Annotated in this window: 24 protein-coding genes; 12 read left to right on the forward strand and 12 right to left on the reverse strand. The window is 62.3% G+C overall.

Features of this window, described 5'->3' with window-relative positions; translation table 11 throughout:
* From F6X62_RS05480 to F6X62_RS05490, 3 genes are all read left to right on the forward strand, one after another.
* Positions 1–825 (forward strand): mechanosensitive ion channel domain-containing protein, encoded by an 825-nt coding sequence (locus F6X62_RS05480; protein WP_054892469.1) that lies wholly within the window; start codon positions 1–3, stop codon positions 823–825.
* A 111-nt stretch (positions 826–936) separates the two neighbouring features.
* Positions 937–1,503, forward strand: coding sequence for an RNA polymerase sigma factor SigX (gene sigX / locus F6X62_RS05485; RefSeq protein WP_054892468.1), 567 nt, complete (start codon positions 937–939; stop codon positions 1,501–1,503).
* Between the two features lie 111 nt (positions 1,504–1,614).
* Positions 1,615–2,652 carry an OmpA family protein gene (locus F6X62_RS05490; protein ID WP_054892467.1) on the forward strand — a complete coding sequence of 346 codons (1,038 nt, stop codon included), beginning with the start codon at positions 1,615–1,617 and terminating at the stop codon, positions 2,650–2,652.
* 131 nt (positions 2,653–2,783) lie between these two features.
* On the opposite strand, the gene F6X62_RS05495 is transcribed toward F6X62_RS05490, so the two are convergent.
* From F6X62_RS05495 to F6X62_RS05510, 4 genes are all read right to left on the reverse strand, one after another.
* Complete coding sequence (locus tag F6X62_RS05495; protein ID WP_153772909.1) at positions 2,784–4,454, reverse strand: bifunctional protein-serine/threonine kinase/phosphatase; 1,671 nt, start codon at positions 4,452–4,454, stop codon at positions 2,784–2,786.
* A 4-nt stretch (positions 4,455–4,458) separates the two neighbouring features.
* A complete protein-coding gene (locus F6X62_RS05500) occupies positions 4,459–5,670 on the reverse strand; it encodes a NarK/NasA family nitrate transporter (RefSeq protein WP_054892465.1) in 1,212 nt (403 codons plus the stop codon).
* A 181-nt stretch (positions 5,671–5,851) separates the two neighbouring features.
* Entirely contained in the window at positions 5,852–6,427 is a 576-nt protein-coding gene (locus F6X62_RS05505; RefSeq protein WP_153772910.1) for an ANTAR domain-containing response regulator, read from the reverse strand.
* Between the two features lie 11 nt (positions 6,428–6,438).
* Positions 6,439–7,653, reverse strand: a complete 1,215-nt coding sequence (locus tag F6X62_RS05510; protein ID WP_153772911.1) for a CmpA/NrtA family ABC transporter substrate-binding protein — start codon at positions 7,651–7,653, stop codon at positions 6,439–6,441.
* A gap of 128 nt (positions 7,654–7,781) precedes the next feature.
* On the opposite strand from F6X62_RS05510, the gene F6X62_RS05515 reads away from it, so the two are divergent.
* Positions 7,782–8,804, forward strand: a complete 1,023-nt coding sequence (locus tag F6X62_RS05515; RefSeq protein ID WP_063543995.1) for a quinone-dependent dihydroorotate dehydrogenase — start codon at positions 7,782–7,784, stop codon at positions 8,802–8,804.
* Positions 8,805–8,906: 102 nt separating this feature from the next.
* On the opposite strand, the gene rmf is transcribed toward F6X62_RS05515, so the two are convergent.
* Complete coding sequence (gene rmf / locus F6X62_RS05520; RefSeq protein ID WP_080642046.1) at positions 8,907–9,122, reverse strand: ribosome modulation factor; 216 nt, start codon at positions 9,120–9,122, stop codon at positions 8,907–8,909.
* Between the two features lie 549 nt (positions 9,123–9,671).
* Between rmf and rlmKL the strand changes: the two genes are divergently transcribed.
* Together rlmKL and F6X62_RS05530 are read left to right on the forward strand one after the other, a co-directional pair.
* Entirely contained in the window at positions 9,672–11,864 is a 2,193-nt protein-coding gene (gene rlmKL, locus F6X62_RS05525; protein ID WP_063543997.1) for a bifunctional 23S rRNA (guanine(2069)-N(7))-methyltransferase RlmK/23S rRNA (guanine(2445)-N(2))-methyltransferase RlmL, read from the forward strand.
* A 94-nt stretch (positions 11,865–11,958) separates the two neighbouring features.
* Positions 11,959–14,346 carry a diguanylate cyclase gene (locus F6X62_RS05530; RefSeq protein ID WP_153772912.1) on the forward strand — a complete coding sequence of 796 codons (2,388 nt, stop codon included), beginning with the start codon at positions 11,959–11,961 and terminating at the stop codon, positions 14,344–14,346.
* Positions 14,347–14,387: 41 nt separating this feature from the next.
* Here the strand turns inward: F6X62_RS05530 and dacB are convergent, their stop codons facing one another.
* Positions 14,388–15,851, reverse strand: coding sequence for a D-alanyl-D-alanine carboxypeptidase/D-alanyl-D-alanine-endopeptidase (gene dacB / locus F6X62_RS05535; protein ID WP_153772913.1), 1,464 nt, complete (start codon positions 15,849–15,851; stop codon positions 14,388–14,390).
* A gap of 186 nt (positions 15,852–16,037) precedes the next feature.
* Between dacB and F6X62_RS05540 the strand changes: the two genes are divergently transcribed.
* Positions 16,038–16,382 carry a YggL family protein gene (locus F6X62_RS05540; protein ID WP_054892459.1) on the forward strand — a complete coding sequence of 115 codons (345 nt, stop codon included), beginning with the start codon at positions 16,038–16,040 and terminating at the stop codon, positions 16,380–16,382.
* Positions 16,383–16,389: 7 nt separating this feature from the next.
* Here the strand turns inward: F6X62_RS05540 and F6X62_RS05545 are convergent, their stop codons facing one another.
* From F6X62_RS05545 to F6X62_RS05570, 6 genes are all read right to left on the reverse strand, one after another.
* Complete coding sequence (locus F6X62_RS05545) at positions 16,390–19,989, reverse strand: ATP-binding protein (RefSeq protein WP_153772914.1); 3,600 nt, start codon at positions 19,987–19,989, stop codon at positions 16,390–16,392.
* Between the two features lie 8 nt (positions 19,990–19,997).
* Positions 19,998–20,618: a response regulator transcription factor gene (locus F6X62_RS05550; RefSeq protein ID WP_063544006.1), complete on the reverse strand. Its 621-nt coding sequence runs from the start codon at positions 20,616–20,618 to the stop codon at positions 19,998–20,000.
* Positions 20,619–20,895: 277 nt separating this feature from the next.
* The gene (locus tag F6X62_RS05555) at positions 20,896–22,227 is read right to left on the reverse strand and encodes a deoxyguanosinetriphosphate triphosphohydrolase (RefSeq protein ID WP_125930368.1); all 1,332 of its coding nucleotides are present in this window, start codon (positions 22,225–22,227) and stop codon (positions 20,896–20,898) included.
* 75 nt (positions 22,228–22,302) lie between these two features.
* Positions 22,303–22,632: a hypothetical protein gene (locus tag F6X62_RS05560; protein WP_054892455.1), complete on the reverse strand. Its 330-nt coding sequence runs from the start codon at positions 22,630–22,632 to the stop codon at positions 22,303–22,305.
* Positions 22,629–23,003 carry a phage holin family protein gene (locus F6X62_RS05565; protein WP_054892454.1) on the reverse strand — a complete coding sequence of 125 codons (375 nt, stop codon included), beginning with the start codon at positions 23,001–23,003 and terminating at the stop codon, positions 22,629–22,631. The genes F6X62_RS05560 and F6X62_RS05565 overlap by 4 nt, the downstream gene beginning before the upstream one ends.
* Positions 23,004–23,012: 9 nt before the next feature.
* On the reverse strand, positions 23,013–23,327 hold the full coding sequence (locus tag F6X62_RS05570) for a YqjD family protein (RefSeq protein WP_054892453.1): 315 nt from the start codon (positions 23,325–23,327) through the stop codon (positions 23,013–23,015).
* Positions 23,328–23,639: 312 nt separating this feature from the next.
* Between F6X62_RS05570 and F6X62_RS05575 the strand changes: the two genes are divergently transcribed.
* From F6X62_RS05575 to F6X62_RS05595, 5 genes are all read left to right on the forward strand, one after another.
* On the forward strand, positions 23,640–24,848 hold the full coding sequence (locus F6X62_RS05575) for an ammonium transporter (protein ID WP_153772915.1): 1,209 nt from the start codon (positions 23,640–23,642) through the stop codon (positions 24,846–24,848).
* Between the two features lie 68 nt (positions 24,849–24,916).
* Positions 24,917–25,153 (forward strand): glutaredoxin family protein, encoded by a 237-nt coding sequence (locus F6X62_RS05580; protein WP_063544014.1) that lies wholly within the window; start codon positions 24,917–24,919, stop codon positions 25,151–25,153.
* A 90-nt stretch (positions 25,154–25,243) separates the two neighbouring features.
* Positions 25,244–25,675, forward strand: coding sequence for a D-Ala-D-Ala carboxypeptidase family metallohydrolase (locus F6X62_RS05585; protein WP_153772916.1), 432 nt, complete (start codon positions 25,244–25,246; stop codon positions 25,673–25,675).
* A gap of 71 nt (positions 25,676–25,746) precedes the next feature.
* Positions 25,747–26,055: a hypothetical protein gene (locus F6X62_RS05590; protein ID WP_054892451.1), complete on the forward strand. Its 309-nt coding sequence runs from the start codon at positions 25,747–25,749 to the stop codon at positions 26,053–26,055.
* Positions 26,056–26,104: 49 nt separating this feature from the next.
* Entirely contained in the window at positions 26,105–26,989 is an 885-nt protein-coding gene (locus tag F6X62_RS05595) for a pseudouridine synthase (protein ID WP_153772917.1), read from the forward strand.
* Positions 26,990–26,992: the final 3 nt, after the last annotated feature.

Consider the following 26,992-nt stretch of genomic DNA (forward strand, 5'->3'; position numbering starts at 1 on the left):
ATGGAACTCGATCTCTGGACCCAGAGCCTGGTCACCGCCATGACTGCCCTTTGGACCAAGGTGGCGAACTTCATCCCCAACCTGTTCGGCGCGCTGGTCGTGGTGCTGCTCGGTTTCGTGGTGGCCAAGCTGCTCGACACACTGCTGTCCAAGCTGCTCGCCAAGTTCGGTCTCGACCGCCTGATGAGCGGGACCGGGCTGACCAAGATGCTCGGCCGAGTCGGTATCCAGGTGCCGATCTCGACCTTGATCGGCAAGATCGTCTACTGGTTCATCCTACTGATCTTCCTGGTTTCCGCCGCCGAATCGCTGGGCCTGGAGCGGGTTTCCGCCACCCTCGACATGCTTGCCCTCTACCTGCCCAAAGTATTTGGTGCGGCGCTGGTATTGCTGGCCGGTGTACTGCTGGCGCAACTGGTCAACGGCCTGGTGCGCGGCGCTGCCGAAGGCATCGGCCTGGAATACGCAGCGGGCGTCGGGCGCATTGCCCAGGGGCTGGTCATCATCATCGCGATCTCGGTGGCGATCAGCCAGCTTGAGGTCAAGACCGACCTGCTCAACCATGTGATCGTCATCGGATTGATTACCGTTGGTCTGGCCGTGGCCCTGGCAATGGGCCTGGGCAGCCGGGAAATCGCCGGACAGATCCTTGCCGGGATCTACGTGCGCGAGTTGTATCAGGTTGGCCAGCAGGTGCGGATTGGAGAGGTCGAAGGGCATATCGAAGAGATCGGGACGGTCAAGACGACGCTGCTGACCGATGATGGCGAGTTGGTGTCGCTGTCCAATCGGGTGCTGCTCGAGCAGCGCGTCAATAGCCGCTAACCGCACAAAGCTGTTAATGTATGCCGCCGCAAAAATCGGCCCAAGGGCTGAGCGGCGACATTGACCTGACTGTCGGCCAGATCCGTTTTGAATAAAGTCTATTCGCCGCCCATGCGTTACGACCCCCGCGAGCTCACCGACGAGGAGTTGGTGGCGCGTTCGCATGAGGAGCTGTTTCATGTTACCCGCGCCTATGAGGAACTCATGCGGCGCTACCAGCGGACCCTGTTCAACGTCTGTGCACGTTATCTGGGGAACGATCGGGATGCTGACGATGTCTGTCAGGAGGTCATGCTGAAAGTGTTGTACGGCCTGAAGAATTTCGAGGGCAAATCGAAGTTCAAGACCTGGCTCTACAGCATCACCTACAACGAATGTATCACCCAGTACCGCAAGGAGCGTCGCAAGAGAAGGTTGATGGATGCCCTGAGCCTGGACCCCGTCGAAGAGGCGTCCGAGGACAAGGCTCCGAAACCTGAAGAAAAAGGCGGGCTGGATAAATGGCTGGTGTATGTGAACCCGATCGACCGGGAGATTCTGGTGCTACGTTTTGTCGCAGAGCTGGAGTTTCAGGAGATCGCCGACATCATGCACATGGGCCTGAGCGCCACGAAAATGCGTTACAAGCGTGCGCTCGACAAGCTTCGTGAGAAATTTGCGGACTCGGCTGAAACTTAGTCTTATGCAAATGGCTCAAACGAATCGGCAAGGTCTGCTAGACTTGCCGTCGAGTTGTCCCCCCGGATTTTGGTGGGGCTGCTTAACTATCACCAGATGGGGATTTAACGGATGAAATTGAAAAATACCTTGGGCTTGGCCATTGGTTCGCTCGTAGCCGCCACCTCGATTGGCGCTATGGCACAAGGCCAAGGCGCCGTCGAAACCGAGATCTTCTACAAGAAGGAGTTCTTCGACAGCCAGCGCGACTTCAAGAACGACGGCAACCTGTTCGGCGGCTCGATCGGTTACTTCCTGACCGACGACGTTGAACTGCGTCTGGGCTACGACGAAGTTCACAACGCTCGTGGCGACGACGGCAAGAACATCAAGGGCTCGAACACCGCCCTGGATGCCGTTTACCACTTCAACAACCCGTACGACGCTATCCGTCCGTACGTTTCGGCTGGTTTCTCCCACCAGTCGCTGGGCCAGACCGGCCGTGGCGGTCGTGACCACTCCACCTTCGCCAACCTGGGCGCTGGTGCCAAGTGGTACATCACCGACATGTTCTACGCCCGTGCCGGCGTTGAAGCCCAATACAACATCGACAAAGGTGACACCGAGTGGGCACCGAGCGTCGGCGTTGGCCTGAACTTCGGCGGTAGCCCGAAGCAGTCCGCAGCTCCTGCTCCTGCTCCGGTTGCCGAAGTCTGCACCGACAGCGACAACGACGGCGTCTGCGACAACGTCGACAAGTGCCCTGACACCCCGGCCAACGTTACCGTTGACGCCGACGGCTGCCCGGCTGCCGCTGAAAACGTCCGCGTTGAGCTGGACGTGAAGTTCGACTTCGACAAGTCGGTCGTCAAGCCTAACAGCTACGGCGACATCAAGAACCTGGCTGACTTCATGAAGCAGTACCCACAAACCACCACCGTGGTTGAAGGTCACACTGACTCCGTAGGTCCAGACGCTTACAACCAGAAGCTGTCCGAGCGTCGTGCCAATGCTGTCAAGCAGGTTCTGACCCAGCAGTACGGCATCGAATCCAACCGTGTTGACTCGGTTGGCTACGGTGAGACCCGTCCAGTTGCTGACAACGCCACCGAAGCTGGCCGCGCCGTTAACCGTCGCGTAGAAGCTCAGGTAGAAGCCCAGGCCAAGTAACTGGTTTGAAGCTTCACGAAAAACCCGGCCTCGGCCGGGTTTTTCTTTGCCTGGGATTTGGGAAGCGGGCCTGCATCTCGGTGCCCTGCATTTGTAGGAGCGGGCTTGCCCGCGAATGATCCCGCCCAGGCTCACCCTTTAAGCAGGATGTACAGCAGCACCAGGTTCAACACCATCGACAACAGCGCCAAGGTTCGCCAGACCTTCAGCGGCTCGCGCTCCAGCAGGGGGCGAGGGCGCATGGCCAACTCCTGGCGGTCACCGCGTTCGAGCAGCAGCAGCCATTGTTCGGCAGTTTCGAAACGTTGTGCAGGGTCCACCGAGACGGCTTTTTCCAGGCTGCGCTGCAACCATTCCGGCAGGTCGGGACGATAGCGCGCAGCATTGACTGGCGTTGCGAAGCGTGGGCGCTGGAACGCCTCGACTTCGCCATACGGATAGTGCCCGGTCAGCAGGTAGTACAGGGTCACGCCAACGGCATAGAGATCCTGACGGGGTGTCGGCGGCTCACCATCGAAGGCTTCCGGGGCAATGAACGAAGGTGTGCCGGGCAGATCGTGCGGTTGATCCTCTGACAGCCCTGGGCAATACGCCAGGCCGAAATCCAGCAGGCGCAGTTGACCATCTTCACCCAGGTGCAGGTTTTCCGGCTTGATATCGCGGTGCAGCAGGTTGCGCCGGTGCAGCACGCCCACCGCCTGCAGCAACTGGCGCGTCAGTTCCAGCCATTGTGGTAGTGGCAAGGGCCCATGCTCGGCGAACAGGCTGGCAAGCGTCTGTCCGGGATATTGGCGCATGAGGTAGTACAGGTGCTGGCGCTGGCTGGCGGCATTCACCTCGGGGAAGTGTCGGCCAGCAACCCGGCGCAGAAACCATTCTTCGAGCAGCAGCCGCTGGGCGGCGCCTTGATCGGTTTCGCGGGCCGGTGGGAGGGTCTTGAGCAACCATGTCTGGCCCTGGGCATCCTTGACCTGGTAGAGCAAGGATTGTCGGCTCTGGGCGAGCAGCCCCTCAACACACCAGCCATCGATGCGCTGGCCCGTACGCAGGGCGGTTGGTATCGGCCATTCCTGCAACTGCGCAAGGGTGTCGCCCAGATTCGCCGAGCCCGGTTGTTCGACCCTGACCAGCAATGCGCTGGCGTTGTCCTGGCTGCCACACAGGTGCGCGGTGGCGACCAGGGTATCGGCGGCCACCTGCAAGTCAGGCTGCTCACGCAGGATCGACAGGATCTGCTGATCGCTCAGGCTTGACCAGACACCATCGCTGAGCAGCACGAAGCACTCGCCTGGCTGCAGTTCACCCTCCCGGTAATCGACCAGCAGGTGTTGGTCCAGACCCAAGGCGCGCTTGAGCACATGATGCATCCCTGGCTGGTCCCAGACATGGTCATCGCTCAGGCACGACAGGCGACCGTCGTGCCAGTGGTAGGCGCGGCAGTCGCCGACATGGGCGAGGGTGAACCGCTTGCCGCGCAGCACCAGGGCGGTCAGCGTGGTCATCAGCGGTTGACCGTTGCCCTGGGCACGCAGCCAGCGGTTCTGCGCCAGCAGCAGCCGATCCAAGGCCTGGGCCACCCCCCAGGTGGCGGGGGTGGAATAGTAGTCCAGTGCCAAGGCCTGCAGGCTGGCCCTGGCGGCCAGGCCACCATCGGCGCACTGGCTGACGCCGTCGGCGATGGCGAACAGGTAGCCCTTGCTGGCGGCCAGCTCTGCGGCCGGGGTGACCAGGCGCAGGGCATCCTGGTTTTCCGGGCGCGGGCCGGTGGCGCTGGCCTGGGCGAACGCCAGTTGCAAGCTCATGCGGTCAGACCCGCGCCGCCGTTACGGCAGCCGAACCCCAGGTGGTGCGCCAGCGACGCTTGACCCCATACAGGCCGAACCAGGCGAGCAACCCCAGGCTGGCGAACAGCCACAGGCCAAGCTGATAGTCGCCGCTGTGCTGCTTGATTGCACCCAGGCCTGCCGCCAGCAGGAAGCCGCCGATACCACCGGCCATGCCGATCAGGCCGGTCATGACCCCGATTTCCTGGCGGAAGCGTTGCGGCACCAATTGGAACACCGCACCGTTGCCAGCGCCCAGGCCAAGCATGGCGCTGACGAACAGGGCCAGGGCTGCCGCGGCGCTGGACAGGTTGAAGCCGACCGCAGCGATGCACACCGCCGCCACACTGTACATCCCGAGCAAGGTGCGGATGCCACCGAAACGGTCGGCGAGGGCCCCGCCCAGCGGGCGCATGAGGCTGCCGGCGAATACGCAGGCCGCCGTGTAGTAGCCGGCGGTGATCGGGCTCAGGCCATACTGGTCGCTGAAGTAGCCCGGCAGGGCGCTGGCCAGGCCGATGAAGCCACCGAAGGTGACGCTGTAGAAGAACATGAACCACCAGCTGTCACGGTCGCCCAGGGCCTTGAAATAGTCGGCCATCGCCTTGGGCTTGGGGCGCTGTGGGGCGTTGCGTGCCAGCAGGGCAAAGGCCACGAGAGTGATCACCAGCGGGATGACGGCGAAACCGAACACGTTGTTCCAGCCGAAACCTGCGGCCAGCACCGGGGCGAGCAGGGCTGCGAACACCGTTCCGGAATTACCCGCACCAGCGATGCCCATGGCCTTGCCTTGGTGCTGAGGTGGATACCACTGCGACGCCAACGGCAGCGACACGGCGAACGAGGCACCTGCAACGCCGAGGAACACGCCCAGCAGCAGCGCCTGTTCGTAACTGTGGATGCCCATGAACCAGGCGCAGGCCAGGGCGACGATTACCACGACCTGGCCGATCAGCCCGGCAGTCTTGGGAGACAGTCGGTCGACCAGCATGCCCATGATAAAGCGCAATATGGCACCGGCCAGGATCGGTGTTGCGACCATCAGGCCCCGTTGCTGGGCAGTCAGCTGCAGGTCGGCGGAGATCTGCACCGCCAAGGGACCGAGCAGGTACCAGACCATGAAGCTCAGGTCGAAGTAGAGGAAGGCAGCAAACAGCGTAGGCACATGCCCGGATTTCCAGAAGCTCGTATTCATTGAACACCTCGCGCGGCTTGCAACGGTTGTCATGCCCTGCCTGCGCAGGGCGCAAATGAAAAAGACGTCGCTACCCGGTCCATCAGCGTGGAGGGGAGAGCGACGTCTTTGTCGGGATGATGTGGCAACCGCCGTTGGCTACCTGAGCTATTGGCTGAGCAAGAGCCGGGCCAACATCGACTCAGCCAAGCATCTCGGACATGGCGATGATCTGCTCGGCCACCTGAATCAGCTTCTGCTGACGGCTCATGGCCTGGCGACGCATCAGGGTGTAGGCCTGCTCTTCATTGCAGTCCTTCATCTTCATCAGCAGGCCCTTGGCCTGTTCGATGCGCTTGCGTTCGGCCAATTGCTGGTCGCGAGCCAGCAGCTGCGCCTTGAGCGCCTGGTCGCTCTCGAAGCGGGCCATGGCCACGTCGAGGATCGGCTGCAGGCGCGCTGCATGGATGCCTTCGACGATGTAGGCGCTGACGCCGGCCTGGATCGCCTGGCGCATCACCCTCGGATCATGCTCGTCGGTGAACAGCACGATGGGCCGTGGCTGGTCGCGACTGACCAGCACCACCTGTTCCATCACATCTCGACCCGGTGACTCGGTATCGATCAGCACGACATCCGGACGCACCGTTTCGACGCAGGTAGGCAGGTCGATGGTCAGCCCCGGCGCCTCGATCACATCGAAGCCAGTTTCGATCAGGGCGGCCTTGAGGCGACCGACCTTCTTCTCGGTATCATCGATCAGCAGAATACGCAGCATGGTGGCCACCTTCACGAACCAACCCGCATGTGCGGGGCGTCATCCAGGGCGTGCAGGCGGAAACTGCGGGCATAGGCATGGGGGTCGCTGCCGTCCCAGCGGATGCCGTCGATCAGCAGGCTGCTGCGCATCGGTTCATCTGCGCAGGGCACGCCCACGGCCTGGGCTGCTTCACGGTACAGCGCCAGTTGCTGCACACGCGTGGCCACCGCCAGGTAGTCCGGATCCTCGCGCAGCAGGCCCCAGCGTCGGAACTGGGTCATGAACCACATGCCGTCGGACAGATAGGGCAGGTTCGCCCGACCTTGGTCATGCACGCGCAGGGCGTGACGATCCTGCCAGCGGTTGCCCAGCCCGTCGTGGTAGTCGCCCAGCAGGCGCGGTTCGATGTTGCTGACTGGCGTATCCAGGTAGGCCCTGCCGCTGAGCAGTTGCGCCGTACCTCGGCGATTTTCCGCGCTTTGCTCGATGAAACGGCTGGCGGCGAGTATCGCCTTGATCAGTGCGCGGGCGCTGTTGGGGTAGTGCTCGACGAAAGCGCGTGTGCTGGCCAGAACCTTTTCTGGATGGTCCGGCCAGATCGATTGACTGGTTGCCAGGGTGAAACCCTGGTTCTGCCCCACGGCGTCTGCCGACCAGGGCTCGCCGGCACAGAAGCCATCAATGCGCCCGGCCTGCAGGTGCGCGACCATCTGTGCCGGTGGCACCACCACGCTGTCGACATCGTGCAACGGGTGGATGCCCTGGCTGGCCAGCCAGTAGTACAGCCACATGGCGTGGGTGCCGGTGGGAAACGTCTGGGCGAAGGTCAGGCGTGCGCCACGCTGGTGCACCAGCCGTGCCAGTGCTTCAGGGCTGGTCACGCCCTTGCGCTGCAGTTCCGGGGAAAGGTTGATGGCCTGGGCATTCTGATTCAGGCCCATGAGCACCGCCATATCATTGGCCACGGCACCGCCCATGCCCAGGTGCATGGCGTAGACCAGCCCGTACAGGCAGTGGGCAGCATCCAGTTCGCCGCTGGCGAGTTTGTCTCGGGTCCCGGCCCAGGAGGCCTGACGCTGCAGATTGAGGGTCAGACCCTGGAGCTGGGCGAAGCCCTGCGTGGCCGCGACCACCACCGAGGCGCAGTCGGTCAGGGCCATGAAACCGATGTTCAGGCTGGGTTTCTCGGGTGCATCGCTGCCGTTGACCCAGGCCAAGGGTGTTGTCGGAGGGGCTGTGTTCACGAAATATCCTCACCCGTACCGATCGGGTTGCCAGCGCTTCGAAGCAACCCATGTGCCAAGGCCCTGTCGCGCGGACGGCGCGCTGGCTATAATCGCATCCCTCACTCACCCCCGAGTCCTGCCTGCCCATGTATACCCTGGCCCGCCAGCTGCTGTTCAAGCTCTCCCCGGAAACCTCCCACGACCTGTCGCTCGACCTCATCGGCGCCGGTGGCCGCCTTGGCCTCAATGGCCTGCTGTGCAAGCGCCCGGCCTCGGTGCCGGTGACCGTCATGGGCTTGAACTTCGCCAACCCCGTGGGCCTTGCCGCAGGCCTGGACAAGAACGGCGCGGCGATCGATGGCTTCGCCCAGCTCGGCTTCGGCTTCGTCGAGATCGGCACTGTCACCCCGCGGCCACAGCCTGGCAATCCGAAGCCACGGTTGTTCCGCCTGCCGGAAGCGACTGCGATCATCAACCGCATGGGCTTCAACAACCTGGGTGTGGATCACCTGCTGGAACGGGTGCGCGCGGCGCGTTATGACGGCGTGCTGGGCATCAACATCGGCAAGAATTTCGACACGCCAGTCGAGCGTGCCCAGGACGACTACCTGATCTGCCTCGAAAAAGTCTACACCCAGGCCAGCTACATCACGGTCAACGTCAGCTCGCCCAACACTCCCGGCCTGCGCAGCCTGCAATTCGGTGATTCGCTCAAGCAACTGCTCGACGCGCTGGCCGAGCGTCGTGAGCAGCTGGCGAGCGAGCACGGCAAACGCGTGCCGCTGGCGATCAAGATCGCACCGGACATGAGCGATGAGGAAACCGCGCTGGTGGCGGCAGCCCTGGTCGAGTCGGGCATGGATGCGGTAATCGCGACCAATACCACTTTGGGTCGCGAAGGGGTCGAAGGGCTGCCGTTCGGGGGCGAGGCGGGTGGGCTTTCCGGGGCGCCGGTGCTGGAGAAGAGCACTCACATCGTCAAGGTGCTGGCTGCTGAACTGGGCGGCAAGTTGCCGATCATCGCTGCGGGCGGAATCACCGAAGGTCGCCATGCCGCCGAGAAAATCGCGGCCGGTGCGAGCCTGGTGCAGATCTATTCGGGCTTCATCTACAAGGGCCCTGCACTGATTCGCGAAGCGGTGGATGCAATTGCGGCGCTGCCCCGCTAACAAAGACGCGGCCCAATAAAAAGGGCCCCTTCAAGGGGCCCCTGGGCCGCAGCCCGCCGCCCGGATGGGGCGTGCATGGTGACTCGAATTCAGTGTCCTCGTTCAGCCAACGGCGTGATTTTCGTTGAGTCTCTGGATGCCAGCGGTGCCGGTCATGCCGTCCCAGTTGTCGCCGCGACCTTCACGCCAACCGTTGATCCATGCCTGGCGAACGGATGGCAGATTGAAGGGGCAAAGTTCGCGGGATTTGCCGGTTACCCCGTATTGGTAGCCACGTGAATATGCTCTTTCCAACGGATCACGCTTAAGTCTTCTCATAGGGTGTTGCCCTCACTTGTTGACTGTAATGTCCCGTCGGCCTCTCCGAGGCCGGGCAGAATCTTTCTGCCGGTTTTGCGCTCGCTGCCGGCGTGGCGAGCTGAAAGTGCCGCCTCGTTGCGAAGCGGCCTGAGGTCAGTTCTAACCAATGCGGGTCACAGTGTGAATGATCAATTTGTCATAAGGACGTAACCTTTCCAGGGGTGAGGGGATAAGTAAATAAATGCGACTCAACCTTGTTTAGGTTTTGTCCCGCTATGATGAGGGTTTGCCGATGATTGAAATCATTTGGCCATTGGCGCCATCGAACTGACGCAACATCTGGTAATGCGACGAAGGGTCACATCGATGCCTTCGTTAGACGAAATTTTCACACTGCCCGACGATCAAACCGCCTTGCGCCACCTGGCGCTGGATGTCGATCGGGTGGCCCGGTTTGCCGAATGATCGGCACGCCACCCGGATACCTGCTGGAAGGGTATCCGGCAAACTCAGGCAACAGCGATGCGTCGCGTTGCCAGCACACAGCCCAGAGGCTCTGGAATCTACATGTCGGACTCACTCGAACTCTATCTCACCTGCCCCAAAGGCCTGGAAGGGCTGCTTGCGGAAGAAGCCCGCGGCCTGGGCCTGGCCGACGTGCGCGAGCACACCTCGGCGATCCGCGGCGCGGCCGACATGGAAACTGCCTACCGGCTGTGCCTCTGGTCGCGCCTGGCCAACCGCGTGCTGTTGGTGGTCAAGCGCTTCGCCATGAAAAACGCCGACGACCTCTATGATGGCGTGCACGGTGTCGACTGGCAGGACCACCTGGCCGCCGACGGCACCCTGGCGGTGGAGTTCAGTGGCCATGGATCGGGCATCGACAACACCCACTTCGGTGCGCTCAAGGTCAAGGACGCCATTGTCGACAAGCTGCGCAACCGTGAAGGCCAGCGCCCATCCGTGGACAAGATCGACCCCGACCTGCGTGTCCACCTGCGCCTGGACCGCGGCGAAGCCATCCTGTCCATCGACCTTTCCGGCCACAGCCTGCACCAACGCGGCTACCGCCTGCAGCAGGGTGCTGCACCGCTCAAGGAAAACCTGGCTGCCGCGGTGTTGATCCGCGCCGGTTGGCCGCGTATTGCCGCCGAGGGCGGCGCGTTGGCCGACCCCATGTGCGGTGTCGGGACCTTCCTCGTCGAAGCTGCGATGATTGCCGCCGATATTGCACCGAACCTCAAGCGCGAGCGTTGGGGCTTCAGTGCCTGGCAGGGCCATGTCCCAGCGCTGTGGCGCAAGGTGCATGACGAGGCCCAGGCCCGTGCCCAGGCGGGCCTGGCCAAGCCGCCTTTGTGGATTCGCGGCTACGAGGCCGATCCGCGGTTGATTCAGCCCGGACGCAACAACGTCGAGCGCGCAGGCCTGGGTGACTGGGTGAAGATCTACCAGGGCGAAGTCGCCAGCTTCGAGCCGCGCCCGGACCAGAACCAGAAAGGCCTGGTCATCAGCAACCCGCCCTATGGCGAGCGTCTGGGGGACGAGGCGAGCCTGCTCTACCTCTACCAGAACCTCGGCGAGCGCCTGCGCCAGGCCTGCATGGGCTGGGAAGCGGCGGTGTTCACCGGCGCACCCGAATTGGGCAAGCGCATGGGCATCCGCAGCCACAAGCAGTATGCGTTCTGGAACGGTGCGCTGCCGTGCAAGCTGTTGCTGTTCAAGGTCCAGCCCGACCAGTTCGTGACGGGTGAGCGTCGCCCGACCGATGATCAGGCCGGCGACTCGCGTGCGGCACCGGCCGTGGCCCATGAACCGGCACGCCTTTCCGAAGGCGCGCAGATGTTCGCCAACCGCTTGCAGAAGAATCTGAAGCAGCTGGGCAAGTGGGCCCGCCGCGAGCAGGTCGACTGCTACCGTCTGTACGATGCCGACATGCCCGAATATGCCCTGGCGGTCGACCTGTATCATGATTGGGTGCACGTTCAGGAGTACGCGGCGCCGCGTTCGGTCGACCCGGACAAGGCCCAGGCGCGCCTGCTCGATGCCTTGGCGGCGATTCCCCAGGCCCTGGGTGTCGATCCTCAGCGCGTGGTGCTCAAGCGCCGCGAGCGTCAGGGTGGCACACGCCAGTATGAGCGTCAGGCCACGGAAGGGCGCTTCCAGGAAGTCAGCGAAGGCGGCGTCAAGCTGCTGGTCAACCTGACCGACTACCTGGACACCGGCCTGTTCCTCGATCACCGTCCGATTCGTCTGCGTATCCAGCGCGAAGCATCGGGCAAGCGCTTCCTCAACCTGTTCTGCTACACCGCTACCGCCACCGTGCATGCGGCCAAGGGTGGTGCGCGCAGTACCACCAGCGTCGACCTGTCGAAAACCTACCTGGATTGGGCGCGGCGCAACCTGTCGCTCAATGGCTTCTCCGAGCGCAACCGCCTGGAACAGAGCGATGTGATGGCCTGGCTGGAGAATGCCCAGGACAGCTACGACCTGATCTTCATCGACCCACCGACCTTCTCCAACTCCAAGCGCATGGAGGGGGTGTTCGACGTGCAGCGTGACCACGTGCGTCTGCTCGACCTGGCGATGGCGCGTCTGGCGCCGGGGGGCGTGTTGTACTTCTCCAACAACTTCCGCAAGTTCCAGCTCGACGAGCACCTGCTCGAGCGCTATGCGGTGGAAGAGATCAGCGCACAGACCCTGGATCCGGACTTTGCCCGCAATAACCGCATCCACCGCGCCTGGCGCCTGCAGCTACGCTGAAGAGAAGAAGTGCATTGCAGGGCTGATGGCTAATGGCTATAAATCAGCTCAGGGCCGAACAATTCGCAGGACGCTGACGTGGTGAGAATGCTCTATGTCGAGGGTGCGTGCGAAGATGTTCGGCCTGATCAGCGAGGCGCTCTCGGCCTGGGCCGTTGCGCTGTTCGCGCTGGTGGCCGGCGGGTTGCTCACTGCTGCGCTGGCCTTCGCCGCCCACGCCTTCTACAAGCAGCAGTTGCGTCAGCGCTTCGAGCTGCTGGCCAGTGAGCGCTACAGCCGTATCGCCGAACGCTTCGAGGATCAGGAACAGCGCCTGGACGGTCTGCGGCGCTTCTTCACCTATTCCAGTGACATTCTCCCCGAGGAGTTCGACGGTTACGCCCGCCCCTTGTTGCACCGTACCCAGGCATATTCCTGGGCGCCGCGGGTCGAAGCCGACGAGCGCGATGCCTTCGAGCGCCGCGCCAGCACCTGGCTGGGGCGCCCCTATCAGATTCGTGATTTCGATGCCCAAGGCCTTTGGCAGGCATCGCCGTCACGGGCCTTCTATTACCCGGTGCTCTACACCCAGGCCACCCATCAGCACGACCAGCCTTACGGGCTCGACCTGCGTAGCCAGCCTCAGCGCCAGGATGCGCTGGATCGCGCCACCACGCCCGGCAGCCTGGCGGTCTCCTCCCCACTGGACATGATCGATGTCGAGCCGGCCTACACCCGTGGCCTGCTGATCGTCGCACCGGTGTTCACCGCGTCGGCGCCGAGCGGGCCGCCTGCCGGTTATGTCATGGCCTTGTTGAGCATGCGTCAGCTGATTGGCGAGGGGCTGCCGACCGCGTCGGACGACAACCTCGTGGTACGTATCCTCGATCTGTCGGGCAGCCAGGGCCATGAGACGTTGTACGATTCGGGCAACCTTGGCGCGCCATTGCCTTTGACCAGCAGCCAGTTGCTGCATCTGGCCGACCATCACTATCAGCTCGATATTCGCCCCAGCGAAGCCTTCCTCCAGGCCAACCGTTCCTCGGCGGTGTTCACCGTGACACTGCTCGGTGGCTTGTTGAGCCTGTTGCTCAGCGCCTTGCTCTACAGCCTGTTCAGCCAGCGTCAGCGTGCTTTGACCCTGGTAGAGCAGCGCACGGCAGCACTGCGCGTGAGCGAGCAGTCGCTGCGTGAGACTCACAACCAGCTACGCAGCGTGCTGGATGCCGCGACCCAGGTAGCGATCATTGCCACCAGCCTGCGGGGCGTGATCAGCACCTTCAATGCGGGAGCCCAGCGCATGCTGGGGTACTCGGCCGACGAAGCGCTCGGTCACCTGGCGCTGGAGGATCTGGTCCAGCCGGACGAACTGCGCCAGCGTGCCCATGCCTTGAGCCTGCGCTACGGGCGCGAGATCACGGCAGGCCAGGCGATGTTCGCCGAAACCGTGCAGGAAGGTACAGGGGAGCCCGGGGAGTGGACCCTGGTGCGCAAGGACGGCAGTCATTTGCTGGCCAACATGCTGGTGACGGCGGTGCTCGACGAGCAAGGCTTGTGGGTGGGTTACCTGGCCATTTGCATCGATGTCACCGAGCGTCGTCGTGTTCATGAAGCGTTGGCCGCCCGTGACCGGCTGCTGGAGAAGCTCAGTGCCGAGGTCCCGGGCGGCATCTACCAATATCGTCTGGATGCCGACGGCCATTCGTGTTTTCCCTACGCCAGCGCCGGGCTGCTGGACATTTATGAAGTGGATCTGCAGCTGCTGCGCCAAGACGCATCGACGGTGTTCGAGCGCATTCATCCGGACGATCTTGATCGGGTGCGCCGTTCGGTGCGCCAGTCGGCCGAGCGTATGACGCCCTGGCGCGAGGAGTACCGCGTCTGCCTGCCCCGCGCCGGTCTGCGTTGGGTGCGGGGGGAGGCAACGCCGGAGATCGGGGAGGAGGGCTGTACCCTTTGGCATGGCTATCTGACGGACATCTCCGATCTCAAGCGGGTGGAGGAGGAGTTGCGTGCATTGTCGGTGACTGATGTCCTTACCGGCATCCACAATCGGCGTTACTTCCAGGAGCGACTCAAGGTCGAGCTGGAGCGGGCCCAGCGTGATGATCTGGACCTGGCAGTGATCATGCTCGATATCGACCACTTCAAATGCATCAACGACCAGTTTGGCCATGCTGTCGGCGATCGCGTGTTGCGCAGCCTTTGCCAGCGGATTGGCCATCGCTTGCGGCGGACCGATGTGTTCTGCCGGCTGGGAGGCGAGGAGTTCATGGTGCTGTGCCCGGGTAGCAATGCCGAGCAAGCCCGCAAGCTTGCGTTGGAGCTGTGGCAGGGGGTACGCGGTGTGCCGGTCGAGGGGGTCGGCAGAGTGACGGCCAGTTTCGGCGTAGCGGGATGGCGTGTCGGTGAAGGGGCCGATGCCTTGTTGCTGCGAGCGGATGCGGGGGTCTATGCGGCCAAGCAGGCCGGGCGCGATCGCGTGGAGGCGGAGTTGCCTTGAGGTGGCCGGGGCTGCGTGACAGCCCCGGTTTTCCCTTTCTGTCAGGGCACTACGCCGACAGTCCCGGTGCCGACCTTGGGCTGGCGGTAGAGCTCCAGCAACACCTGATCCAGTACCTGGGAGGCGCCCCACGGCTTTGGATCATTGAGAATCGCCGACACGGCCCAGGTATGACCGTTGCTGTCGCGACTGAAGCCTGCGATCGCGCGTACGGTATTGAGGGTGCCGGTCTTGATGTGCGCCTCGCCGGTCATGGCGGTGCGCTTCAGGCGCTTGCGCATGGTGCCATCCATGCCCACCAATGGCATCGAGCTGATGAATTCGGCCGCATAGGGGCTCTTCCACGCGGCTTGCAGCAAAGCCGCCATTTCACGTGTGCTGACACGTTCGGCGCGTGACAGGCCAGAGCCGTTTTCCATCACGAGGTGCGGTGCGGTGATGCCTTTCTTGGCCAGCCACTGGCGCACGACACGCTGTGCCGCGCGGGCATCGTCGCCGTCGGCATCGGTGCGAAATTGCGCGCCCAGGCTGAGGAACAGTTGCTGGGCCATGGTGTTGTTGCTGTATTTGTTGATATCGCGGATCACCTCGACCAGGTCTGGCGAGAAGGCCCGGGCCAGCAGGCGTGCGCTCTTGGGCACGTTTCCGATGCGGTCACGGCCCTGGATGCTGCCGCCGAGCTCGTTCCAGATCGCTCTGACCGCACCGGCCGCATAGGCGGGGTGGTCGAGCAGGGCCAGATAAGTTTGCGAGTTGCAGCCGTCGCCGAGCTGGCCACTGACCGTGACGCTCACGCCATCGGGCTGCACCACGGGGTTGTAGCGTACATCGCCGGTGCATTGCTTGGAGGCCACGGCCTTGACCTGATTGTCGATGCGGATGCTGGCGATGGGCGGCTCGACCGAAACCACGACCTTGCCGCCATCGTTGCGGGCCACGAAGCGCAGGGCCTTGAGGTTGACCAGCAGCGAGTCCGGCTTGACCAGGAAGGGCTTGTTGACGTCACCGCCATCATCGTCGAAATGCGGCAGGGTGGGTTGAACGAAATGGCTGCGGTCCAGTACCAGGTCCCCGGTGACGGTGCGCACACCGTTGGCACGCAGGTCACGCATCAGCAACCAGAGCTTTTCCATGTTCAGTTTCGGATCGCCGCCACCCTTGAGGTAGAGGTTACCGTTGAGCACGCCGTTGTTCAGGGTGCCATCGGTGTAGAACTCGGTCTTCCACTGAAAGGTCGGGCCGAGCAATTCGAGAGCGGCGTAGGTGGTCACCAGCTTCATGGTCGAGGCCGGGTTGACCGAGACATCGGCATTGAAGATGGTCGGCGTGCCCGGTCCATCGAGTGGCAGCATCACCAGCGACAGGGCATTGTCCTGCAGCTTGTTGGTCTTGAGTGCCTGCTGCACCTTCGGTGGCAAGCTGGTGTTGACGGCGGCAGCCTGGCTGGGCAAGGCGATGGGAAGGAGCAGGCCGGCGAAAAGCAGTGGGCGAAGCGTCTTGATCATGAGTGCTGTAACCCTGCGGGCGAGGGAAAGGGACGACGGGGCTGTAAGAGATGATGGCCCCTTGGCGAAATATAGTGCGCATTATGCCCCAAGCGTGCTGTTTGTGGGCAGGTTCGACACAAAAGCGCCGCTCTGGCGCGGAAACTGGTAAAGTGCCGCGCGTAATTACTCAAGAGGATTGTTTCAATGGCTACCAACCGTTCCCGTCGTCTGCGCAAGAAGCTGTGCGTGGATGAATTCCAGGAATTGGGTTTCGAACTGAACCTGGACTTCAAGGAAGACCTGTCCGACGAAGCCATCGATGCCTTCCTCGACGCTTTCCTGGCAGAAGCCATGGACGCCAACGGCCTGGACTATGTCGGTGGTGATGACTTCGGCCTGGTCTGCCTGGCCAAGCGTGGCTCGGTCAGCGAAGAGCAGCGCGCCACTGTCGAGGCGTGGCTCAAAGGCCGCAGCGAGCTCACCAAGATCGAAGTCAGCCCGCTGCTGGATGCCTGGTATCCGGACAAGCCGATCAACTCGGCTTCCTGATCCCGCGTCACTGTGCCTTGGCTGGTCGGCAACGCTGACCGGCCAAGGCCTTTTCTATGCGGCGCATCTGCCGCGCCAGTGCCTGGCGACGCAGTTTCAGTTGCGTCGACGACATACCCTCTGTTTCCAGCGCCTGGCAAGCCTCCATCAATCCCTTTGCGTCCAACATGCGTGCCACGCCAAGAATCTTGTGCGCCTGGTCGACGATGGCCTGTGCGTCGTGCTCGGGGTCCAGGGCCATCAGTAGAGTGAGGTCCTGCTCGAGACTCAGTTGCAGTGTAGCCAGCATTCTTGCCCGGTCCTCGCAGCGGTCACCGACGATCTTCGCCAGTGCGTCGAGGTCGAAAGGTTCTTGTGATTGCCGCCGTTGCGAGGGGCTCACGCTGGCCAGATGCAAGCCGAGGGTTTGCAGGCTGATGGGCTTGAGCAGGCAGTCGTCCATGCCGGCGTTCAGGCAACGCTGGCGCACTTCCGGTTGGGCGTTGGCGGTGTAGCCGAGAATGGTGCAAGGCGTCTTGCCTCGTTGGCGTTCTTCACTGCGCAGGACTTCTGCCAGTTGGTAGCCATTCATGCGCGGCATATTGCAGTCCAGGATCAGCACGTCGAAGTCTGTGTGCCGCCATTTTTCCAGCCCTTCCTGACCGTCGCGGGCGCTGTCATGCCAGAGCCCCAGGTAGGTCAGTTGCTGGGCCATCAACTGCAGGTTGGCGGGATGGTCGTCGATGACAAGAACCCTGAGCCGCGTGTCGGGTGCCTCTATGTGCGGGGGCCGCACGACGCTGTCCGGGGGCGGTGCCACGCGCTGCAGCGGCATCAGCAGTCGTACCTGGGTACCCACGCCCTGCAGGCTCTTGATCGCCAGTTGGCCGCCCATCATTTCGCACAGGGTGCGACAGATCGCCAGGCCCAGCCCAGTGCCGGCACGGGCGCTTTCGCTCTGTGGGTCGACCTGTACGAAGGGGGTGAACAACCGTCGCAAGTCGTCATCGTGAATGCCGATCCCGCTGTCGCGCACTTCCAGCTCGAGCATGTCGCGCTCGCTTTCCTGCACCGAGGCTTTGATGCGTACATGGCCATCGTTGGTGAATTTGATCGAGTTGCTGACCAGGTTGGAGAGCACCTGCTTGAAACGCAGTGGATCGAGCAGGGCGTGGCAACGTGCCGAGGGATCTATGACCACTTCCAGCAGCAGGCCTTTTTCTCGGGCCTGACCTTCGAATACCCGTCGTACCGATTCGATCAGGGATGCCAGATCGATCGGTTCGGGGCTCAGGGACATATGCCCGGACTCTATTCTGACGATGTCGAGAATATCGCCAATCAGCCCGAGCAGGTCCCTGGCCGAATGATAGGCGACCTCGATCGACGCTTTGTCCAACTGCCCCTGATCGGCGCGTCTGGCCGCGAGTTCGAGCATGCCGATGACGGCGTTCATCGGCGTGCGGATTTCATGGCTGATGGTCGCCAGGAAGGTGCTCTTGGCCCGGTTGGCATCGTCGGCCTGCTGTTTCGCGAGGCGCAGGTCCTGGATCAGCTTGCGGCGTTCGCTGATGTCGATCCAGCCGCCGATGATGCCTTGCACTTCGCCCAGCGAGTCGCGGTAGGGAAGGATCCAGTGGTAGATGGTCAGTTCGCGGTCTTTAAGGCGCAGGGGGCGGTCGATGATCAGCGGCGTGCCTGCTTCCATTACTTGCAGATAGTCGGTTTGGATCTGCCGGGTATAGTCGCAGTTGCTGAACAGGCTTTCATGGAGCAGTTTGCCCATGACCGCGTCGGCACTCGCGTCGACGGCCTCCAGATAGCTGTCGTTACAGCTTTGCAACCGTCCTTCGCGATCGCGTACGTACATCGGGTGAGGGGTCCCATTGAGCAGGGCGCGCATGAACTCGAGCTGATCGTTCAAGGCGCGTTCTGCCCGGCGACGCTGCCGTATCTGGCGTCGCAAGTAGGCGTTCCAGGCCAGCGCCAGTAACAGCAGGATGCCGATCCCCAGCACGACCTGCAGCACCAGACGCTGGTACTCGCGCCATTGGCCACCATCGTGCAATGCATAACCGCGCCAGCGACTGTTGATGACACCCAGCTCTTCAGGCGTGATGCTCAGCAAGGCTTTGTCGAGGATGGAGGCCAGGGGGCTGGCGTCCTTGACGCTGGCCATGGAGAAGGTGGCCGGGTCGTTGCCGACGGTGCTGCGGATCACCAGATCGTTGTTGGCGGCGATGGCGTGGTTGGCATCCAGCAGCGTGGTGATGGCTGCGTCCACGGCGCCGCTGCCCAGCAGGGCCATGGAGTAGAAAGTGCTTTCGGTCTCGATCAGTCGGATCTTCGGGTGTGCCGTCGCCAGCAGGACGGAGGGGGAGGTATGTCGTGTAACGGCGACCCGGCGGCCATTCAGATGTTCCAGCGACGTGTACGGTCGGCCGCTGCGGGTAACCAGTACATAGGGGCTCTCGAGATACGGGCGACTGAGTTGCAGGTCTGTTCGGGCAGGCGATGCGATGGCAAGTGCAGCAATCAGGTCAGCACTGCCCTGCGCGAGTGACTGGATCATTTCCTTTATCCCGGTAGCGCGTTGGATCTCGAAACGCAAGCCGGTGCGCAGTCGAACCAGCTCCAGCAGGTCGGCAGTGATACCGCGGAAATGGCCGTTGCCGTCGAAGAATGACAGGGGAGCCGAGGTATCGTTTACCACCACGCGCATGCTCGGGTGATCATGTAGCCATTGCTGCTCGCGCGGCGTCAGTTGCAGCCGACGATCGGTAAGCAGCAGGTCGCTGCCCGCGCTCCAGCGCTTGAAGATCGAATTCCTGACGCTGGCCGGCTGGCTGTCCAGGATGGTGTTGATCAGGCCCATCAACAGCTGATCCTGGGCACGCACGGCAAAGCTGAAGCCCACGGCTTCGTGCTTGCCGAAATTGCTCATGCGCAGTTGTGGCAGATGACCGCGGGTAAGCTGGAAGTGAGTCGAAATGGTATCGCCGAGAAAGACGTCGGCCTGGCCAAATGCGACAGCGTTCAGCGCTTCGGAGGTGGAACCGAAGGTTTTCAGCTGGGCTTGCGGGTAAAGCGCATGTATATCCTCGAGCGGCAGGTAATGATAGAGCGTGCTCAGGCGCAAGTCGGCGAGCCCCAGGTCGAGGGGGCGTGTCTCGTCTTCGCGGGTGACCAGAACGGGGCGATCTACAGCGTAGGGTTTGGACAGCGCCACCCCCTCGACCGCGGCCTCATAGCCGTTTGCACTGCCAAGCAGATCGATGCGCCCGGCCTTGAGTGCTTCCACTGCGTCCTGGCGATGATTAAAGCGCAGCACCTTTATTTCCAGCCCCAGTGCCCTGCCGATCAGGCCGGCATACTCCGCTGTCAAGCCTTGATATTCGCTGCCATTGGTGACGTCGAAGGGCGGATTGTTGGGCGCGGAGGTTCCCAGTGTCAGGCTGGTGCGGCATTGCAGCCATTGCTGCTGCGCGGTCGAAAAAGCTGGCACGGTTGCTTCGGAGGTGGAGCGGACCAGCAGGTTGAGTTTCCTGGGGGCGGGCTCCTGCTTCGTTTGAGCCTGGCAACCCAGGCTGAGCAGGGTCAGCAGCACGCAGGCGATGTACCTCGGCATGATCCACCTCAGACCAGCGCGTTGCGCTTGGCCACTTCGATCAGGTCGACCAAGGTATCGACCCTTAACTTCTGCATCAGGCGTTTTTTGTAGGTGCTGACAGTCTTGTTGCTGAGGAACATGCCTTTGGCTATTTCCTTGTTGCTGCGCCCCTGTGCGAAAAGTTGAAGAACCATCAACTCTCTGTCGTTAACTTGTCGGAAAAGATCCATGTCACGAGCGGATATTTCCTGGTGGGGGTTCATTGCCTGGCTGGGGAAGTAGTTGTAACCAGAAAGTACGGCCTTGACTGCGCTGAGCAATTCACTCAGATCTTCCTGCTTGCATACGAATCCGGCAGCGCCTGAGTGCATGCAACGGATCGCGAACAACGCAGGCGACTGTGCCGTCAGTACCAGCACTTTCAGTGGCAGCCCCATGGTCTGAAAACGTGCCAGGACTTCCAAACCGTCGAGCTTGGGGATGCTGATGTCGAGGATCACCAGGTCAGGCTGGGTCTCACGGATCATCTGCATGGCCTCGACGCCGTTGTCAGATTCGCCAATGACCTTGTAGCTCTGATTTTCCAGCAACATGCGAATGGCCAGGCGAATCACGGGGTGGTCATCAACAATAAATATGGAGCTCATATCAACTTCCCAGTCGGCGATTGTCAGATGCAAACAAAACCTTATCGCAGTTGACCGCCTTCGCGCATGAGAGGCTAGGCGTAACGCCATATATGGGAAAAGACCTACGTCCAAGTACTACACGCAGCTTGGATATGTATGAGTTTTGTAAGGAGTCAAGACGAGAAAGTCACTAAATCTCAAATTATTCTTCTGAGTATTTAATGGCGCAGTGGTTGCGTAGGAAGTTTCTTTCAAGAGGGACGGCAAGCTGCGGCTGACCGTCCCTCGTTGTCTGTCAATGAGGGCTGGAGCGTCCTGTCATTTCTCCAGCCATTTCACTGGCGTAGCTGTCGGTCATGCCAGCGATGAAGTCGATCATGCGCAGGAAGGCGTTGTGCAGGGTGCCGTGTGGGTCGGGGGCGTGGTTGCCGATCAGGTCCAGCACACGACGACTCTTGAATGACGGCGTGCGCCCACCGTGTTGCTCGAGCGCTGCGCCGCAGAAGGCATTGAGGAGGATCTCCAGCGTGGTATAGGCGCCGATCTCGTGCAGGGTCTTGCGCTTGTCCTGGAAGATCTTCTTGCGCGCGATATCCTTGGCCTGCAGCACACAGTGCTTGGCCGGTCCGTGCATGTGCTCGACCAGGTCCCCTGCCAGATGCCCGGCCAGCAGTGCCTGTTGCTGTTCGACGAAGGCCTCGGCGGCGGCGTTGGTCAAGTGCTCGATGGCCTTGCCGCGCAGAATGGCCAGCTTGCGCCGACGAGAATCCGCCGGGCCCAGTTGCCGATAGGTGTCGGGCAGGTCGTCACCGACCAGGTCCAGCAGTAGCGCCTCGACCTCGGCGTACTGCAGCAGCTCCATCTCCAGGCCGTCCTCCAGGTCGATCAGCGCGTAGCAGATGTCGTCCGCGGCCTCCATCAGGTACACCAGCGGGTGACGAGCCCAGCGTTGTTCCTCGAGCTGTGGCAGGCCCAGCTTGTGAGCGATCTGCTGCAGCAGCGGCAGTTCGCTCTGGTAGCAGCCGAACTTGTGTTTCTTGTACCCCAGCGCGTCGGCATGACGGGCGCTCCATGGGTACTTGAGGTAGGTGCCGAGGGTGGCGTAGGTCAGGCGGGTGCCGCCGTCGAACTGGTGGTATTCCAGCTGGGTGAGCACGCGAAAACCCTGGGCGTTACCTTCGAAGTTGAGGAAGTCGGCACGTTGGTCGTCGCTCATGTCGTCGAGCCACCCACGGCCCGCTGCCTGCTGAAACCAGTGGCGGATGGCGTCTTCACCGGAGTGGCCGAACGGTGGGTTGCCGATGTCGTGAGCCAGGCAGGCCGATTGCACGATCATGCCCAGGTCGCTTGGTGCACACCAGTCGGGCAGGTTGGCGCGCAGGGTCTCGCCGACCCTCATGCCCAGCGAGCGGCCTACGCAACTGACTTCGAGGGAGTGGGTGAGGCGGGTGTGGATGTGGTCGTTGCTGGACACCGGGTGGACCTGGGTCTTGCGCCCCAGGCGGCGGAAGGCGCCGGAGAAGATGATGCGGTCATGGTCCTTGTGGAATGGGCTGCGGCCCAGTTCTTCGGGGCTGTACAAGGCTTTGCCGAGGCGTTCGCGGTTGAGCAGGGTATGCCAGTCCAAGGCTCGATCTCCCGTCAGATGGTGGCCATAGCTTCCCGTGTCACGGGCGCCCGCGCAAGCGGCGGGCGCCTCGTTTCAGCGATGACGGCCGTTCTGCAGGAACAGGCGCACCAGAGGGGCCAGGCTGCCACCCAGGCGCACCAGGCGCGCCAGGTTGCCGCTGCGCACGCCCTTTCCGGTCAGAAAGCCCATGGCGACCACGACACCCAGGCCCCACAGCGGGGCGTGCTTGATGCCGAGGCCATCCTGGACCGATGCGCCCATGCCGCGCAGGCGCTGGACCGGCTCGAGCAGTTGACGGGACTCGTGGCGGATCTCCTGGCGGTGCATTTCCAGACGCAGGCGTAGCAGCGCCTTGCGCAGTTCGCGAGGATTACGGGTATTAGGCAGTTCAGGCAGGCTCATGGCAACAGGCGCTCCCGGTCCTTGGCGAGTTCTTCGAGGGTGCTGTTGAACGGTGAAGATTCATCGAACACAGCGGCCTTCAGGCGCAGGCCGCAAAAGAGTGCCGCGGCGCTGTAGAACACGCAAAGGCCGACGATGCCGGCCAATCGGTAGCTGTCCCACAGCAGTACCAGGATCAGCCCGGAGAGCGCGGTCAGCAGGAGCAGGGCGAATACCAGTGCCAGGCCTGCGAACAGCAGCAGGCGAAGGGTACGGCCTTTCTGCTCCTGCAATTCGATGCCGAACAGTTCGATGTGGCTGTGCAGCAGCCCCAGGATGGCCGCGCCGAGGCGTCTGCCGGAAGCGCCGGCGCCGATGGCGTCGTTGTCCATGCGTCCTCCTCAGCGGCGGCTGGCGAGCAGGCCGACCAGCAGCCCGACACCGGCTGCGATGCCGATGGCCTGCCATGGGTTTTCCTGTACGTACTCCTCGGCACTGCCCAGCGCTGCCTGACCGCGCTCGCGGACCGAGTCCTGGGTCAGTTGCAGGCTTTCGCGGGCCTGCTGCAGGCGATCGTGGATCTGGCCACGCAGCTCGTCGGCCTGGTCGCCCGCCAGATTGGCGGTGTCGGCGAGCAATTTCTCGGTGTCGCGCACCAGTGCCTGGAAGTCAGCCATCAAGATCTCTTGTGCAGTCTTTGCCGATTTGCTGGCCATTGGGTCTCTCCCTGTCGATGTGTGTGGCTATTTCGAGTGATGAGTGTGGCGGAAGGTTCACCACTTGTCGCTGGTACGGCGTTTGCTTTGTTCTGCCGTGTCGCGGGGCGTCGATGCCGGGCGCTGCCCCGTATGCGTGCAAGGCCCTGGCCGACACCGATAAACCTTAACCCAATCCACGACAAACCCAAGAAAAAACCACTCCCTGTGTAGCCGCTCCCCCAAAACGGGGCGCACGGCAGGCACCGATCAGGTGCGCGAGCAAGGTTTCTGAACTGTCCTGGTGCACTTTTCAGCAGGTCTGCCCATTCCATGGAAAACATGCATAGCGCGATGGACTCACTCGTCCATGGCTCCAACACCCTGTTCATCCTCATGGGGGCCATTCTGGTCCTGGCCATGCACGCGGGTTTCGCCTTTCTCGAGGTCGGTACCGTGCGGCACAAGAACCAGGTCAATGCCCTGTGCAAGATTCTCAGCGACTTCGCCGTCTCGGCGCTGGTGTATTTCTTCATCGGCTACTGGATCGCCTATGGCGTCAGCTTTTTCCAGCCGGCTGCGGAGTTGGCCAGCGATCATGGCTATGCCTTGGTCAAGTGCTTCTTCCTGCTGACCTTCGCTGCGGCGATTCCGGCAATCATCTCCGGAGGCATCGCCGAGCGTGCACGTTTTGCCCCGCAGTTATGTGCCACCGCGCTGATCGTGGCCTTCGTCTACCCCTTCTTCGAAGGGGCGGTGTGGAACGGCAACCTGGGCGTCCAGGCCTGGTTGCAAGCCCGGTTTGGCGCACCGTTCCATGACTTTGCCGGTTCGGTGGTGGTGCATGCCATGGGCGGCTGGCTGGCGCTGGCTGCCGTCATCCTGCTCGGTGCCCGTCGCGGACGGTACCGTGATGGACGGCTGGTGGCTTTCGCTCCTTCCAGTATCCCGTTCCTCGCGCTGGGGTCGTGGATCCTGATCATCGGCTGGTTCGGCTTCAACGTCATGAGTGCACAAACCCTGGAGGGTGTCAGCGGCCTGGTGGCGATCAATTCGCTGATGGCGATGGTCGGCGGCACGCTGTCGGCCTTGCTGGTCGGGCGCAATGACCCGGGCTTCCTGCACAATGGCCCACTGGCCGGATTGGTGGCGGTGTGTGCCGGTTCCGATCTCATGCACCCGGTTGGCGCGCTGGTGACCGGGCTGGTGGCGGGAGCACTGTTCGTGTGGTGCTTCACTGCCTCGCAGAATCGCTGGAAAGTCGACGATGTACTTGGCGTATGGCCGCTACATGGTGTATGCGGCGTTTGGGGCGGTTTGGCGTGCGGTATCTTCGGCCAGTCGGCGCTCGGAGGGCTGGGCGGTGTCAGCCTGGCGAGCCAGTTGTTTGGCAGCCTGGCAGGCGTACTGGTGGCCTTGGCTGGTGGCTTTGCCGTGTACGGGCTGGTCAAGGCGGTACATGGTTTGCGCTTGAGCCATGAGCAGGAGTTCCAGGGGGCGGACCTGTCCCTGCACCGTATCGGCGCTACCAGTCAGGATTGAGCAGCAGATGCAGGCGGCTCCCGGCGGGCCTAGAATGAGCGTCTCTTCACTGGGCCCGGGAACTGATAATGCTGCCTGAATGCCAATTGTTCGGCACCTTGGGGTGCCATTTGTGTGAAGTCGCCGAGGCTGTGTTGATGCCGTTCGTCGAGCACGGGCTGTGGGTCGAATTGGTTGATATCGCCGATGATGAAGCCATGTTCGAGCGTTACGGCTTGATCATCCCTGTCTTGCGTCGCTGCGACAGCGGCACCGAACTGCTCTGGCCGTTCGACGCGCAGCAGGTGGCGGCGTTCCTCAAGTGACAGGTAGGGGGGAGCGTTTCCTTCATCCCGTCCGGTGTGGTCCTGGTCGATGATGCTGGCCCGATACAGCCGATCACCCGGGGACACATCATGTTTCTTACGCCGAACTTCACGCTCGAAGAGATGACGTTTTCGCTGGCCGCCGCGCACAACGCTATACCCAACGATCCCGATCCCGAGGCTTTGGCCAATCTGCGCTTGCTGTGCGGGGTGCTCGAAGAGGTGCGAGCCTTGATCGACTCCCCGATCCAGATCACCAGCGGTTTTCGCAATGAAACCGTCAACCAGCTTGTGGGCGGCGTGCGCAACAGTGCGCATTGCCTCGGCCTGGCCGCCGACATGTGCGTGAAAACGATGACGCCCCGGCAACTGGCCGAATGCATTCGCGACAGTTGCATTGTGTTCGATCAACTGATCCTGGAATTCGACACCTGGGTTCACCTGGCCATTTCACGCGACAACCCCAGGCGCCAGGTAATGACTGTTCGCAAGGGGACCGGCCACCTGCCAGGCTTGCAATGAGCTGTTGCGAATTGACGGAATGGCCACGGTATTCGTATGCTGTATAAAGATACAGTATTTGGGGTGAGGCGATGCACAATGTCGAGCAACTGAAGTACAGCGTCAACCGCATGCCCCCGGAAGCGGTGTGCGATGCGGTGCTCGAGCTGCGCATGGAGGGCTTGGTGACCGACGACCGTACTCCGTTCGGCAAGGTCCATTTCAATACCTGCTTTGCCGAGATCGAGGCACTGTTCCAGCGCGCAGGCTTTCATCGCCCGCTGGATGTCGTTGGCTACGAGGGGGTGGTCTACGCCCTTTATGATGCCGGACGCTGGGAGGCGGTGCAGGTGTTGCGCTGGCTCAAGTCGCGTTGTGAGCAAGTTGGCGAGGCTGGTTGAGTGAGCGGGCATTGGCGATAATGCCCGCTCATTGATTACAGAGCCTGCCATGTCCACGCCGTTCGACCCAGCTCACCAGCAAGCCAGTACCGTTTGTTTGCCGCCTGGCGATTGGATCACGGTCCTCGATTGCCTGTGCGATCACTTCAAGGGCATTGGCCGTGACCAATGGCTCGATCGCTTCAGTCGAGGGCGAGTGCTCGATGCCGAGGGCAGGGCAGTGGCGGCCGATCTGCCTTACCGCCGTGGCATGCGTCTGCATTACTTTCGTGAAGTCCCCAATGAAAGGCCCATTCCCGTGGAGGAAACGATCCTGCATTGCGATGAGCACCTGGTGGTGGCGGACAAGCCGCATTTCCTGCCAGTCACACCCACGGGCGAATATGTCGAGCACACCCTGCTGCGACGCCTGATCCGTCGTCTGGACAATCCCCACCTGGTGCCGCTGCACCGCATCGACCGGCATACGGCGGGGTTGGTACTGTTCTCGTCCAATCCGCAGTCGCGCAGCGCCTATCAGCGGCTGTTTCCCGAGCGGCGCATCGACAAGCGCTACCAGGCCATCGCTGCTGCGCTGCCGACGCGGGAGTTTCCGTTGGTGCACCGTAGTCGGCTGGAGCATGGTGAGCCGTTCTTTCGCATGCGTGAGGTCGAAGGGGTGGCGAACAGCGAGACCCTGGCCGAAGTCCTGGAGAAGAACGGTAACCTGTGGCGTTACGGGCTCTCGCCCGTGACCGGCAAGACCCATCAGTTGAGAGTGCACATGGCGGCACTGGGCGCCGCGATCAGCAACGACCCGTTCTATCCGACATTGCTCGAGGGCGAGGACGACTACGAGCGGCCATTGAAACTGCTGGCGCAAAGTCTAGGGTTCGACGATCCGCTGACGGGTGAAAAGCGGTATTTCCAGAGCCGTTTGAGTCTGGACTGGTAAAAA

Source organism: Pseudomonas sp. MNR3A (genome assembly GCF_009650575.1).
In the GTDB taxonomy this organism is placed as follows: domain Bacteria; phylum Pseudomonadota; class Gammaproteobacteria; order Pseudomonadales; family Pseudomonadaceae; genus Aquipseudomonas; species Aquipseudomonas machongensis.